Below are 12,787 nucleotides of genomic sequence, written 5' to 3'. Positions count from 1 at the left end.
GAGAAGATGAAAATACCTTTTACGAAAATGCATGGGCTTGGAAATAATTATATCTATATTGATCTTTTTCAAACAGAGCTGCCGGAGAACCGGCTGTCTGAATTAGCTATCAACATGTCAAATCAGAATACGGGCATTGGTTCGGATGGAATGATTTTGATTCATCCGGCAGGAAAAGCAGATGTAGGTATGCGTATCTTTAATAAAGACGGCTCAGAAGGAATGAATTGCGGGAATGGATTGCGCTGTACAGCTAAATATGCTTATGAAACAGGGATCGTGGATAAGAAAGAATTTACGATACAGACAAAAGCCAATATCGTTTGGGCTACTGTGAAAGAGAATAACGAGCAGAAAGTTAACGAAGTAACCATTGATATGGGAGCTCCGATATTACAAAGAGAACAGATTCCGATGCTTGGAGAAGCAGGAACAACTGTTATAAATGAGCCGTTCGAGGTTGCAGATAAGACACTGCATGTCACTGCGGTTTCTATGGGAAATCCGCATGTGATAACGATGGTGGATGCGATTGATGATGCGCCGCTGACAACGCTGGGACCGGTTATTGAAAAGGATGAACGCTTCCCTGAAGGGGTCAATACAGAGTTTATTGAGGTTGTGTCGGATGAGGAAATACATTTCCGTGTCTGGGAACGCGGCTCCGGCGTGACAGAAGCATGCGGAACAGGAGCCTGTGCGGCTGTCGTAGCAGCAACGTTAAATAAAAAAGTAACCAAAGGTAAAAAGATTGTTGTTCATTTAGCCGGCGGAGATTTAATCATCGAATGGAGAGAGGATGATCATATCTGGATGACCGGCGGAGCAGAAACCATCGCATCGGGGGTTTTTTATGCTTAAAATGTGTGTTCAAAAATTGGATCAGCATCAAAATCTATGGTTGGAAAATATAATTAAATGTGATAAATGCAACAAGCTAGCGTAGTGTAGTTCTGCATCGGTCGCTTACAGCAAATTTATAACTACTATGTTACCCATAGATTTTGGTGAAGAGCCCAATAATTCTATTTATTGGACTTTTTGAACAACCTCTTAAAATGAATTACTTGATTCTGACAAGTTCAGGTGTATACTAAACATATAGGATATACAAGGAAAAAAGGAGGTTCAGAAGATGATTATTGAACTGACTGATCGTGCAAGTGCACAGATTAAAGAAATGATGAAAGAGGAATCAGACCAGGCGATGCTTCGTTTTGGCGTGAAGGGCGGCGGCTGCAGCGGCTTATCCTACTCCTTGGGTTTTGCTGATGAAGTAAATGAGGAATTGGATATTATTGAAACCATTAACGGTATTCCAATCGTCTTTTTCAACCAGGATATTCCAATTATTGAAGGTACTAAGATAGATTATAAAGAAAACATGATGGGCGGCGGGTTCAGCATTGATAATCCGAACGCGATTATTTCCTGCGGATGCGGTTCTTCCTTCCGCACTGCACAAAATGCCGGCGCGCCTGGTGATTGCTAATAAAGAAAGATTGGCAGCGTTTCTCTGCCAATCTTTCTTTTAAATCTTGTATCTAAATTTCTACTAAAACATCTCCAAGATCCTCAAACTAAACAATGCTGTGTTCAAGCTCTTTTTACCCCCAGGATTTAATGAAGTGAACTGTGTAAAAAAGAAAATCGCCTGAAGCAGAAAAAATTCTCATTCAAACGATTTTTCCATCATGTATTCCCCTTGTTAAAACATTGCTGTTGAGTGTTTCGGTTGAATTCTTGCTTTTGGATCGATGTAATTTTTAGCGTTATTGATTGCTGTCGGCCCTTCGCCAAATCCTGTTGCAATCAGTTTAACTTTTCCATCATACGTACAAATATCTCCAGCAGCGTATATTCCCGGAATATTTGTCTCCATTTTAGAATTTACAACGATACTATTTTTTTCAATTTCCAATCCCCAATTTTTAATTGGCCCGAGACTGGAGATGAACCCATAGTTACAGATAACATCATCGACTTCTAATTCAATTAATTCTTCTTCTTTTATCTTTTGTAAAATAAGCTTTTCAATCTTCTCATTTGCTACAATGGCTGTTGGAGCATATGGCGTCAGCTTTTCTACAGCAGATGCGTTTAATTGTTCTACACTATGTTCATGAGCACGAAATTGGTCTCTGCGGTGAATCAATGTCACTTTGGAAGCAACTTTCTCAAGCATCAAAGCCCAGTCTACAGCAGAATCTCCGCCGCCTAGAATAGCAACATGCTTGTCCTTGTATTTATTCATATCCGTCACATAATAGTGTAAGTTCGTATTTTCGTAGGCTTCGCTGTCTCCTACGTTTAATCTTCTAGGCTGAAAAGCCCCATTGCCGGCCGTGATAATCATTGTTTTTGTCAGATGAACTTCCCCGGTGTTTGACACAAGACGAAAGCTGTCATCTTCTAATCGTTCCACTGTCTCTATGGCCTGTCCAAGCACAATTTCAGGGTCAAATAGATTTGCTTGTTCTTCCAGCTGGTCGACAAGCTCCTGCGCACGGACTTTTGGAAATCCTGCAACATCATATATATATTTCTCTGGATATAGTGCTGTTAACTGTCCTCCAATATGAGGCAGGCTTTCAATTATCTTAACACTAGCTTGACGCATGCCGCCGTAAAAGGCTGTGAATAAGCCAGTGGGTCCAGCTCCAATGATTGTTACATCAAAAACTTTCTCCATACAATACCTCTTTTCTTTCTAGACGTTTACCCATCCTATGGTATCACAAACTTGTTTTAGTTTGAATTATATCGTTTCAAAAGGGAAGAAATTTTCATTTAGATAATAGCATGTCTAAATGCTTTCTTCATAGGTATAGATAAAAAAGATGTTTTAAAGCTTGCTATTTTTGATTAAAGCATTTAAGATAAGTTAGTATTATTACAGTTTGATTACAAAACGAAGTTATTTATATGACAAAATGCGTTTTGTTTCGCATTTTAGTGATAAATTACAAAATTAATAGGAGTAGTGAAAAACCATGATTAAACCGCATATTGTAATATTAGGGGCGGGTTATGGAGGTATAATGACGGCAGTTAAGCTTCAGAAACAGCTTGGAAAGAATGAAGCAGAGATAACGCTGGTTCATAAATATGACTATCATTTTCAAGCAAGCTGTCTGCATGAAAATGCTGCTGGTACAAGGCATCAGGATCGCTCCAAAATAAAAATCAAAGAAATTATTAATCGTTCTAAAATAAATTTTATTATAGATGAAGTTGTTTCTATCAAAAGAAATTCTAAAAAGATCAAGTTTAAAAATAAGGAATTACACTATGATTTACTTGTTATCGGTCTTGGCTTTGAGCCGAGGGCAGAAGGAATTCCGGGACTGGATGAACATGCTTATTCTATCACCGATATCAACAGTGCCCGTTTTGTCCGTGAGCATATCGAATATAATTTTGCCAGTTATGCGAATGCTGTCAAAAAGGATGAGAGCAAGTTAAATATCGTTATTGGCGGCGGCGGAATTCTAGGTGTTGAATTTGCGGGAGAGCTGATTAATCAAATACCAGAGATATGCAGAGAATTTGATATTGAAAAAACGCAGGTGCATATTTCCATACTGGAGGAAAGTAAATCCCTTCTACCAGGGTTTGATGAGAAACTGGCACATTACGCAGCTACGTCTCTACAATCCAGAGGAGTAGAGATTATCCATCAAGCTAAACTGAAGGAATGTCAGGATAATAAAATTATTTATGAAACAGAAGGAAAAGATCATAAAATTTGTACACACACATTTATTTGGACGGGAGGGGTACAAGCCAATCCCGCATTTGAAAAAGCCGGACTGGCTTTGAAAAATAAAAAAATTGAAGTGGATCCCAATATGCTTTCTACAAAAGATAATTCGATATTTGCCGTTGGAGAATGTGCATATACAGCAGATGAAAATGGGGAGGAAGTCCTTCCAACTGCAAAAAAAGCAATCGAGGAAGCCGCTGTTGTCGCAAAAAATGTTTCTTCCAGATTACGGAATAAAGAACTTACTGCTTGTCAGCCGGTCAGACAAGGGATGCTTGCTACGTTAGGACGAGATGACGGGGTTGCGGTCATACAGAATCGTAGGGTGTTTGGCTGGAAAGCTGTATTAGTAAAAAGAGTTTTCGATAATCATTATTTATTTCAATTAGGTGGATGGCAACTATTACTGAAAAAGGGATACTTTCATTTATTATAAATAATAATAGATAGAAATATAGTGACAAAAAAGCAAAGGTTGGCAGATGCTGCTTTGCTTTTTTGTCATTTTAAGATAAAATGTGCTTTGTATGCATCCTTAGAAAGGACGGAGGGAAGAAAATGGTTCAACTTGTTGTTTCTGTTGTATTATATTTTGTTATCTTTTTTGGAATTGCATTTATATTGAATATGTTATTAAGAAAAACATGGCTGATGGCGTGCTTATATCCGATTCTAATGATTTTTATTATAGATAATGTTTCTTTTTTCAGCTATTTCACAAGTCCGGGAGAATCTTTTTCGGCGCTTGGAGAACGAATTGTTGCGTTAACAGTTGCTGATATTGTGATTTTATTATCTGGTTTTATTGGAACGATTGTATCTGGTTTTGTTATCCGGTTTTTAAGGAAAAGCGGCTATCAAATGTTTTAACAGAGAAACGAGATTACATAAAAAAAGACCAATGCTCCGAGCAGAAGCATTGGTCTTTTGGTTCTTATGGATTAATAAGAAAAAAACGGTGCAAGGGAAAAGGCAATAATAATTCCTGTGATGGCGCCAAAAAATACTTCAATCGGCTGGTGCCCGAGTAATTCTTTCAGTTCTTGTATTTTTTCGTTTTCCTTCTTTTTACTCCAGTCTTTGGCGCTGGAGGTAATCAATTGAAAATCACGGACGAGCTGATTAATCACAATTGCCTGTTCACCAGCCTGCCTGCGGACTCCGGAAGCATCAAACATGGTAATGACACTGAATATACAAGCAAGCGCAAATACACTTGATGATACACCTTCTGCAATGCCGACAGCAGTTGCTAACGATGTCACTGCTGCAGAATGGCTGCTGGGCATTCCCCCTGTACTGAAAGCAAGTCCAGGCTGAAATTCTTTGGTGAAAATCAGTTTAATTGGTATCTTTATAACTTGTGCGAACACAATCGCAATGAGTGCAGCCCATAATGGGAAATTCGTTAATAAAGTCATGGATGAGGGAACTTCCTTCCTAAGTAACGCATCAATTTTTTGGCAGCTAAGAAAGTATAAGCTTTCTTACTGCATAAGTGTAACTAAGGTTATCACCTACAGGCTTGGTGACAATCAAGTTTTCTAATTATTTTACCATAGTTTGTACCGGAATAAAAGAAAGGCTCAGATACTATCAGGAATATGCGGTTTTGCAGATTAAAAAAGTGTATTCCTGGAAGTGCTTGAGCCTTCTCTGTACTAATTTATCACGGAGAATCGTCCGGAAAAACTCCCGCTGAATGAAGTTTCGTGTTATTGAATAATCGTATCTAATGCTATTTCCATCATTTCATGGAATGTGGTTTGACGCTCTTCTGCTGTTGTTTCTTCGCCGGTGATGATGTGATCAGAAACAGTAAGAATCGATAATGCCTGACGTCCGTATTTCGCAGCCAGGGTATATAACGCAGTAGATTCCATTTCAATGGCAAGCACTTGATATTTGGCAAGTAATTCATTTACTTCTTTGGCATTATCACGATAGAAGGTATCGCTTGTAAATACATTTCCGACACGGAGCTGCAATCCTTTTTCTGTTCCGGCATCATAAGCATTTTTTAATAATTCAAAGTCAGAAATTGGCGCATAATCAATGCCGTTAAAAATAAGCTGATTTATTTGCGAGTCTGTTGTAGCTCCCTGTGCCAGGATTACATCACGGACCTTGACATCTTTTTGAATTGCGCCGCATGTGCCGACACGAATCAGTTTTTTGACATCATAACTTTGAATCAGCTCATTCACATAGATGGAGATAGAAGGCACCCCCATGCCGGTTCCCTGTACAGAAACACGCTCTCCTTTGTAAGTACCGGTATACCCGTACATGCCTCTGACTTCATTATATAATACAGCATCCTCTAAATAATTTTCTGCGATGTATTTTGCCCGCAATGGATCGCCCGGCAGTAAGATTTTATCTGCTATTTCTCCCTGTTTTGCTCCGATATGTACACTCATTTCATATCCCTCCATTATTAGTTTTCATCTTTAAATTAAAGGTATCATAAAGATTTTTGAAAAACAAATGAATCCATTTTCAAAATAAAAAGCAGAAAAATTCAAAGATTGGGACATAAACCTGTGTACGTCATAGTTGTTTCTAACTAAGTGTGAATCCGAAATGAAAGCGCATCCGATTCTTTATTTCATAAAAAAAGCAGTTATGTATTTCATATTTCGTGTTTTTTGTATATAATAGAACATAGGTTTATGTGAATTAATTAATTTGGTACATAAACGATACAGGTTTTCAAAAAAAGAAAGGATGTTGTATATAATGAAATCGCAAACTTTTACAATCACTGCAGAAACTGGAGTACACGCACGTCCGGCTACTTTGTTAGTAAACAAAGCTGGTCAATTTGATTCAGAAATTGAAGTGAGCTACAAAGGTAAAAATGTTAACCTTAAATCCATCATGGGCGTAATGTCTTTAGGAATTCCAAAAGGTGCTGAAATTGAAGTAAGTGCAGACGGAAAAGACGAAGCGGATGCTTTAAAAGGTATCGCTGACGTAATTAAAGAACATTTAGGTGAATAATTTTACATGACACATAAAAGCGTCCTGATTTCAGGGCGCTTTTATGTATATACATATGGTTTTCAAAAATGCTCATATTTACATGCATTGGATATTTGATATAATTGTCTTTAGAAAGGTGTGAATAGCTTTATGATGCCATTTCTTTATTTCCCGGAAGATAAAATGGAGTATATTCCTGCAGTGATATCACTAATTATTTTTATCGCATTGGCCGTCACAGTGATGCGGTGGATGATGAAAAAGTCGAAAAAAGATCAGGAACGTTTTGAGCAGGAGTACCAGGATGTTCTACAGCAAACGCAAAAAAATAATAATGTGACAAATACCTCCTCTAATCAATAAGATTTGAGGAGTTTTTTGATTAAAAATTACTTCTTTGCCTAAACTATTAAAAAAGGTAAAGGAGCTTATCGATGCGACGACGGAATAAAAAGTTATGGATACTTTCTCTGATGATGCTGTTTTTTTTATCAGGATGCTTGCTGCCGCATGAAAACTCAGAAACGTTGGAGATGTATAATGCGGATGGAGATCGTGTAGGAACAGCCAGATTAAATGAAACCGATGGCGGGGTTTCTGTAAATGTGGAAGTAGAAGGTTTAAGTCCTGGTTTTCATGCAATACATGTTCATGAATATGGAAAATGTGAGGGGCCTGATTTTTCTTCCAGCGGAAATCATTTTAACCCGGATGGAAAAGACCATGGTCTGATGCACACAGATGGGCCGCACGTCGGCGACCTCCCGAATATTGAAGCAGATGCGGACGGGACTGTTCAGGAAGAACTTATTATTAATGAGGCCACATTAAAAAAAGGAAAAAATAGCCTGACTGCAGATAATGGAACTTCTTTAATTATTCATGATGGGGTAGATGATGGGATGAGCCAGCCGGCAGGTAATTCAGGAGATCGTATCGTTTGCGGAGTAATCAGCGGAGATTCACAAAGCGGGGAAGAGCAGGACGCACCGACTGATCCGACGGAAAATAATGATAAACAGAAAAACGAAGAAAACGGCTAAAGATGTAATTGCATTTGGCTATGAAATATAATAATGCCTGATTTCATGATAATAAAAACTGCATTCTCCAGGGGGTTGAATGCAGTTTTTACTCTTTTTAATTAATTAGTGGATGCTCTCCATGCTTCGACTGCATGAATAATTCGCTGTACGCCTTCTTCAATGGTTGCCCGCGGACATGCCACATTAATACGCATAAAAGCGTCTCCTTCATCTCCATAGTCCTGTCCGGGATTCAAACCGACACGTCCTTTATCGATCATAAATCGATTTAATTCTTTTTTATCCATATTCAGCTCCGAGCAATCTACCCAGACAAGGTAGGTTCCTTCCGACTTGATTACTTTTAGTTCAGGTGCATGAGCGGCAAACTTTTCTTTAATATATGCTGTATGGCTTTCAACAACTTCGAGCAGTTCTTCCAGCCAAGGCCCGCCATGACGATAGGCAGCTTCCATAGCTGTAATAGCCATTCCGTTTAAAGAGTTATTTAAACCTTGACGGAGAAATGCTTTTTCTAATTTTTGTTTGTTTTGCTTGTTTGGCGTCACGGCATAGGAAGCTTGCAAGCCTGCTAAATTAAAAGTTTTAGAGGGAGCCATGCAAGTAATGGTTTTATCAGCAATTTCTTCTGATAAGCTGGCAATTGGCAGATGTTTATGTCCTTTGAAAACTAAATCAGCATGAATTTCATCAGAGAAAATCATCGCATCATATTGTAAACACAGCTCTGCCATTTTTCGGAGCTCTTCCTCTGTCCAGACACGGCCTACCGGATTATGAGGTGAACATAAAATAAATGCCTTCACACCACTTGCTAATTTCTTTTCCATATCCTCAAAATCTATGGTGTAATAATCATCTTGTTGAACTAATGGATTCTTTACAACTTCACGGTCTAACACCTTTATAATGTTATAAAAAGGTGTGTATACAGGTGTTTGAATCATAATCTTATCACCTGGTTCAGTGAATGCCTGCAATGCCATATGTAGCGTATTGATCACGCCAGGGCTGTAGTTAAGCCAGTCCGCTTGGATATCCCATCCATGCCGGTTTTTAACCCAATCTGTGATAGAAGATGTGACATCTTCATCGATTACTGTATATCCGTAAATCCCGTGCTCTGCACGTTTAATAAGCGCTTGATTCACAGCTTCCGGGGCCTTAAAGTCCATATCTGCTACCCACATTGGGATAACATCTTCCGACTGGAACCTTTTTTGAAGCATATCCCATTTCATTGATTTGGTTTGCTTACGGTCATGTACCTCTTCAAAAATACTCATTCTTCGTTTGCCTCCTTACATGATTTCATTTTTCTATTATAACAAAGATTCCTCAGAAAGATAGAAAGCTAACCTGAAACTTACTGTTATTCATTTTTGGACAAAAAAAAAGCAAAGCGTGAATACGCTCTGCCTACAGGGGGAATACGAGAAAGCCTTACAATTATAGTAATACCCGCTGTTCACAAAAATAAACCAAAAACTTTTAAAAAAGTTTATTAAATTTATTTTTACTAAAGTTTGCTTATTTAACGGTGCTCACAGATGCAAAAAAACCTTCCTTTTATAGAGAGAGTCCATAAAAGGAAGGTTTTCTATTTTTTACAATCTCTTTTCAAGTTCTTCTTTTTCTTCTTCAAAACCAGCTTTTCCAAGCAGGGCAAACATATTTTTCTTATACGCTTCTACGCCAGGCTGATCGAATGGGTTAACACCAAGCAGATAGCCGCTGACAGCACATGCTTTTTCAAAGAAGTATACTAAATAGCCAAAAGTATATGCATCCAGTTTTGGAACCTCGATAATCAGGTTTGGAACATCACCATCTGTATGTGCTAATAAGGTTCCTTGGAATGCTTTATCGTTAATTTCATGAATACTTTTGCCAGCCAGATAATTTAAGCCATCCAAATCATTTTCTTCTTCTTCCACCTTCAAATTCTTCTTAGGCTCATTCACATGAAGGATGGTTTCGAAAATATTTCTTCTTCCTTCTTGGATATATTGTCCAAGAGAGTGTAAGTCTGTAGAGAAGTTGGCAGATGACGGATAGATTCCTTTTTGATCTTTCCCTTCACTTTCGCCAAACAGCTGTTTCCACCATTCAGAAAAATATTGTAGTGCCGGCTCATAATTAATGAGCAACTCAGTTACTTTTCCTTTTTGATACAGAATGTTACGCACGGTTGCATATTGATATGCCGGATTGCGATAGACGTCAGGAACAGCCAGGTCTTCCATGGCAGTTTGTGCCCCTTTCATCATGGCATCTATATCAATATTGCTTGCTGCAATCGGTAATAGACCTACTGCAGTTAATACAGAATAACGTCCGCCGACATCATCAGGAATAACGAATGTTTCATAACCGTTTTCATCAGCTGTAGTTTTTAAAGCGCCGCGTTTACGGTCGGTTGTTGCATAGATACGTTTTTTAGCCTCTTCTTGACCATATTTTTCTTCCAGCAGCTTTTTAAAGATACGGAAAGCAATAGCAGGTTCCGTAGTTGTTCCGCTTTTAGAAATAACATTAATAGAGAAATCTTTATCTTTCAGTATGTCCGTCAATTCACTCATATAAGTAGAGCTTAGGTGGTGGCCAACAAAAATAACCTGAGGTGCTTTTCTCTCTTCTGAGGAAAGCAGATTTTGGAAGGAGTGGTTGAGCATTTCTAACGCTGCTTTCGCTCCAAGATAAGAACCGCCGATACCGATAACAAGCAGGATATCAGAGTCACTTTTAATTTTTTCTGCACTTTTCTTGATACGTGCATATTCTTCCTGATCATAATTTTTAGGAAGGTCCACCCAGCCTAAAAAGTCATTACCTGCACCGATTTTTTCATGAATCATCTGGTGCGCGCGCAATACAAATGGAGACAGGTTTTTAATCTCTTCTTTGCCGAAAAATGAAAGTGCTTTATCATATTTAAACGTTACATGTGTCATTTAGATTTCCCCCTTGAAAATTGATTCCATATCTGATTCTACTTTAATCTATTAATGTGATGAAATCAAGGCTAAGGGTCTGAAACGGGTTTGCCAGAAAGGAAAATAACGTTCTGAAAAAAGGTTAAAAATAATGGGATGCTTTTAAAAAAGAGGATAATAGTAGGCTGTTTTGAAGAAAAACAAAGCCCGAAGAACAGAAGTAACAGAATATGAAAAACACCCAAGAGCGTTAACGCACTTGGGTGATGATTTTGCCTTACTTATTCTGTGTCTGGTCAATCCAGTCCTGGAGTTTGTCCTTTAGAATATTAAAACCGCTTGAGTCATTATTAGAATCATAATTGTTTGCGGTATTCTCTTGTTTCACTGTTTCTTTTGGTGCTTCCTCGGTAGCGCGGATAGATAAAGAAATTTTTCCTTTTTCTTCATCAATTTGAATGACTTTCACATTAACTGTATCACCGACACTCAAGTGTTCATTAATATCTTTTACATAGCCGTGCATGATTTCAGAAATATGAACTAACCCCTGAGTGTCTCCATCAATTGCAACAAATGCGCCATAAGGCTGGATACCAGTTACTTTTCCTTCTATTACTTGACCAATTTCTACGTTTGCAGTCACATTAAACATCTCCTATACCTTTTTATACCTTTTATAAGCTATCCAAAGCGGATGGAAAAAGAAAAGCCAGATTTTAGCGGGGGTTTTATCAATTATTGCTGAGAACCAGCTGATCAAAACCGTTATCTTTTTCTGCATCTTTTGAACACGTACTTTTTCAACAATAAAATAGTATATCATAATCTATAGGAAATGGCTAATCTAACAATTGTTCTTTCACTGTTGCCGTTTGCTGAGACAGATAAGTGTATCTTTTTCTTCAAGTATATATGTTGTCTCCGGATGAAGGATATAATCTTTTTCACGAACAATACCAATTACTAGAATCTCTTTTCCCAAGAAAAAAGTGACTGCTTCTGTATAGGTTCTTCCTGTTAAAGAAGGAGGTACAGCCCGATGAACAAATTTTTGCTGGGTGAGAAGGTGATAAACATCTTCAAACGGCGTTGATTGCACCTCAGGATCCAATTCATGAAAAAACAGGCTGCTCATAAAATCATTTGACCGGATAATCGTTGTTGCTCCAGCGCGGGCAGCATTATCGATCTGCTTTTTGGATAGAATCTCAGAAACAATGGGGACATCCGGATTATTTCCGCGTATAGCAATCGTAGTCAGAATGGTATGTGTATCCGAGTCATAATCTGATTTTTGATTATCTGCAGCAACAAATACACAGGACGCCGCCTTAATATTTGCCATATGCAGGATGGCATCTTCGGTTGCATTGCCTTTAATATAATGGACTGGCAATTTGGTATAGGAAAGGTTATTTAATGTCCGATCAATGATAACGATTTTCTTATTGTAGTAATGCTCGATGATTAAATGGACAAGCTGGCGGGTACGTTCATTAAAACCAATAAAGACATAGTGGCCTGCTCCGTGAAAAGCAAGCTTCCCTTCCTGTGATTTTTTTTCACGTTTAATCACGGTCGTAGATAAGGATGCAATATAGAATGCAATTAACCCGCCTCCGCTTAAAATTAAAAATGCAGCAAGTAATCTCCCGATTAATGTTGCCGGCACATAATCTCCATAGCCGACAGTCGCCCCGGTAACGAGCGCCCACCAAATACCATCTGCTAATGAAGGGAAGGTTTCTGGTTCAATTAAATAAATAAGATATCCAAAGAACGGCATCGCGATCAGTACAAGCAGCAGCAGTTTCAGAATATTGGGTATACGGTAATAAAGCAGTCTGAAAAAACGCACGTTCATCGGGAGCCCTCCAATCTATATCGGTTAGTATGTGCAGAGAGCAGGGTTCGTTATTCGTTTTCTTTTGCAGCAGCTTTGCCTATCCAGGGGAGTATTTTTGTCTGGAGCGGCTACCTTCTGCATTTTTCATATACTTTCTTAGCTCTTAAAAAAACATCCATTACACAGGCGAATGGATGCTTTT

At 38.4% G+C, this 12,787-nt stretch carries 14 protein-coding genes; 7 read left to right on the top strand and 7 right to left on the bottom strand.

Annotation, left to right across the window (positions count from 1 at the left end):
- Window positions 1–6 precede the first annotated feature (6 nt).
- Together dapF and MKX55_RS16745 are read left to right on the top strand one after the other, a co-directional pair.
- Entirely contained in the window at window positions 7–861 is an 855-nt protein-coding gene (gene dapF / locus MKX55_RS16750; RefSeq protein ID WP_339233573.1) for a diaminopimelate epimerase, read from the top strand.
- Window positions 862–1,135: 274 nt separating this feature from the next.
- Window positions 1,136–1,492: an iron-sulfur cluster assembly accessory protein gene (locus tag MKX55_RS16745; protein ID WP_042530651.1), complete on the top strand. Its 357-nt coding sequence runs from the start codon at window positions 1,136–1,138 to the stop codon at window positions 1,490–1,492.
- Window positions 1,493–1,708: 216 nt separating this feature from the next.
- Here the strand turns inward: MKX55_RS16745 and MKX55_RS16740 are convergent, their stop codons facing one another.
- A complete protein-coding gene (locus MKX55_RS16740) occupies window positions 1,709–2,692 on the bottom strand; it encodes an NAD(P)/FAD-dependent oxidoreductase (RefSeq protein WP_339178909.1) in 984 nt (327 codons plus the stop codon).
- 301 nt (window positions 2,693–2,993) lie between these two features.
- Here MKX55_RS16740 and MKX55_RS16735 point away from each other — a divergent pair, with 301 nt between their 5' ends.
- Window positions 2,994–4,202 (top strand): FAD-dependent oxidoreductase, encoded by a 1,209-nt coding sequence (locus MKX55_RS16735; RefSeq protein ID WP_339233571.1) that lies wholly within the window; start codon window positions 2,994–2,996, stop codon window positions 4,200–4,202.
- Window positions 4,203–4,324: 122 nt separating this feature from the next.
- Window positions 4,325–4,636, top strand: coding sequence for a YuiB family protein (locus tag MKX55_RS16730; RefSeq protein ID WP_339178904.1), 312 nt, complete (start codon window positions 4,325–4,327; stop codon window positions 4,634–4,636).
- A 71-nt stretch (window positions 4,637–4,707) separates the two neighbouring features.
- On the opposite strand, the gene MKX55_RS16725 is transcribed toward MKX55_RS16730, so the two are convergent.
- Together MKX55_RS16725 and deoD are read right to left on the bottom strand one after the other, a co-directional pair.
- A complete protein-coding gene (locus MKX55_RS16725) occupies window positions 4,708–5,187 on the bottom strand; it encodes a divergent PAP2 family protein (RefSeq protein ID WP_042530661.1) in 480 nt (159 codons plus the stop codon).
- A gap of 294 nt (window positions 5,188–5,481) precedes the next feature.
- On the bottom strand, window positions 5,482–6,189 hold the full coding sequence (deoD, locus tag MKX55_RS16720) for a purine-nucleoside phosphorylase (RefSeq protein WP_042530663.1): 708 nt from the start codon (window positions 6,187–6,189) through the stop codon (window positions 5,482–5,484).
- Window positions 6,190–6,508: 319 nt separating this feature from the next.
- Here deoD and MKX55_RS16715 point away from each other — a divergent pair, with 319 nt between their 5' ends.
- The 3 genes from MKX55_RS16715 to MKX55_RS16705 all read left to right on the top strand — a co-directional run bounded on the left by MKX55_RS16715 (window position 6,509) and on the right by MKX55_RS16705 (window position 7,797).
- A complete protein-coding gene (locus MKX55_RS16715) occupies window positions 6,509–6,772 on the top strand; it encodes a phosphocarrier protein HPr (RefSeq protein ID WP_339178899.1) in 264 nt (87 codons plus the stop codon).
- A gap of 132 nt (window positions 6,773–6,904) precedes the next feature.
- The gene (locus MKX55_RS16710; RefSeq protein WP_042530667.1) at window positions 6,905–7,117 is read left to right on the top strand and encodes a hypothetical protein; all 213 of its coding nucleotides are present in this window, start codon (window positions 6,905–6,907) and stop codon (window positions 7,115–7,117) included.
- Between the two features lie 71 nt (window positions 7,118–7,188).
- Window positions 7,189–7,797, top strand: a complete 609-nt coding sequence (locus MKX55_RS16705; protein ID WP_339233569.1) for a superoxide dismutase family protein — start codon at window positions 7,189–7,191, stop codon at window positions 7,795–7,797.
- Window positions 7,798–7,898: 101 nt separating this feature from the next.
- On the opposite strand, the gene MKX55_RS16700 is transcribed toward MKX55_RS16705, so the two are convergent.
- The 4 genes from MKX55_RS16700 to MKX55_RS16685 all read right to left on the bottom strand — a co-directional run bounded on the left by MKX55_RS16700 (window position 7,899) and on the right by MKX55_RS16685 (window position 12,603).
- Window positions 7,899–9,086, bottom strand: coding sequence for a MalY/PatB family protein (locus tag MKX55_RS16700; protein ID WP_339178892.1), 1,188 nt, complete (start codon window positions 9,084–9,086; stop codon window positions 7,899–7,901).
- Between the two features lie 321 nt (window positions 9,087–9,407).
- The gene (locus MKX55_RS16695) at window positions 9,408–10,754 is read right to left on the bottom strand and encodes a glucose-6-phosphate isomerase (RefSeq protein WP_339178890.1); all 1,347 of its coding nucleotides are present in this window, start codon (window positions 10,752–10,754) and stop codon (window positions 9,408–9,410) included.
- A 259-nt stretch (window positions 10,755–11,013) separates the two neighbouring features.
- Window positions 11,014–11,382, bottom strand: coding sequence for a S1 domain-containing post-transcriptional regulator GSP13 (gene yugI / locus MKX55_RS16690; protein ID WP_339233568.1), 369 nt, complete (start codon window positions 11,380–11,382; stop codon window positions 11,014–11,016).
- A 216-nt stretch (window positions 11,383–11,598) separates the two neighbouring features.
- Window positions 11,599–12,603, bottom strand: a complete 1,005-nt coding sequence (locus tag MKX55_RS16685) for a potassium channel family protein (protein WP_339233567.1) — start codon at window positions 12,601–12,603, stop codon at window positions 11,599–11,601.
- Between the last annotated feature and the right edge of the window lie 184 nt (window positions 12,604–12,787).

Origin of the sequence: Oceanobacillus sp. FSL W7-1281 (assembly GCF_037969835.1) — a bacterium.
In the GTDB taxonomy this organism is placed as follows: domain Bacteria; phylum Bacillota; class Bacilli; order Bacillales; family Amphibacillaceae; genus Oceanobacillus; species Oceanobacillus oncorhynchi.
Note: the sequence above shows the minus strand (reverse complement) of the source record. Positions and strands in the feature narration are given on the sequence as shown.

What these genes read in the sequence shown, in the direction of transcription:
- MKX55_RS16700 (WP_339178892.1), bottom strand. Translation starts at nt 9,086, where the DNA reads ATGAGTATTTTTGAAGAGGTACATGACCGTAAGCAAACCAAATCAATG.
- MKX55_RS16735 (WP_339233571.1), top strand. Translation starts at nt 2,994, where the DNA reads ATGATTAAACCGCATATTGTAATATTAGGGGCGGGTTATGGAGGTATA.
- MKX55_RS16685 (WP_339233567.1), bottom strand. Translation starts at nt 12,603, where the DNA reads ATGAACGTGCGTTTTTTCAGACTGCTTTATTACCGTATACCCAATATT.
- MKX55_RS16745 (WP_042530651.1), top strand. Translation starts at nt 1,136, where the DNA reads ATGATTATTGAACTGACTGATCGTGCAAGTGCACAGATTAAAGAAATG.
- MKX55_RS16730 (WP_339178904.1), top strand. Translation starts at nt 4,325, where the DNA reads ATGGTTCAACTTGTTGTTTCTGTTGTATTATATTTTGTTATCTTTTTT.
- MKX55_RS16710 (WP_042530667.1), top strand. Translation starts at nt 6,905, where the DNA reads ATGATGCCATTTCTTTATTTCCCGGAAGATAAAATGGAGTATATTCCT.
- MKX55_RS16715 (WP_339178899.1), top strand. Translation starts at nt 6,509, where the DNA reads ATGAAATCGCAAACTTTTACAATCACTGCAGAAACTGGAGTACACGCA.
- deoD (WP_042530663.1), bottom strand. Translation starts at nt 6,189, where the DNA reads ATGAGTGTACATATCGGAGCAAAACAGGGAGAAATAGCAGATAAAATC.
- MKX55_RS16705 (WP_339233569.1), top strand. Translation starts at nt 7,189, where the DNA reads ATGCGACGACGGAATAAAAAGTTATGGATACTTTCTCTGATGATGCTG.
- dapF (WP_339233573.1), top strand. Translation starts at nt 7, where the DNA reads ATGAAAATACCTTTTACGAAAATGCATGGGCTTGGAAATAATTATATC.
- MKX55_RS16725 (WP_042530661.1), bottom strand. Translation starts at nt 5,187, where the DNA reads ATGACTTTATTAACGAATTTCCCATTATGGGCTGCACTCATTGCGATT.
- MKX55_RS16695 (WP_339178890.1), bottom strand. Translation starts at nt 10,754, where the DNA reads ATGACACATGTAACGTTTAAATATGATAAAGCACTTTCATTTTTCGGC.
- MKX55_RS16740 (WP_339178909.1), bottom strand. Translation starts at nt 2,692, where the DNA reads ATGGAGAAAGTTTTTGATGTAACAATCATTGGAGCTGGACCCACTGGC.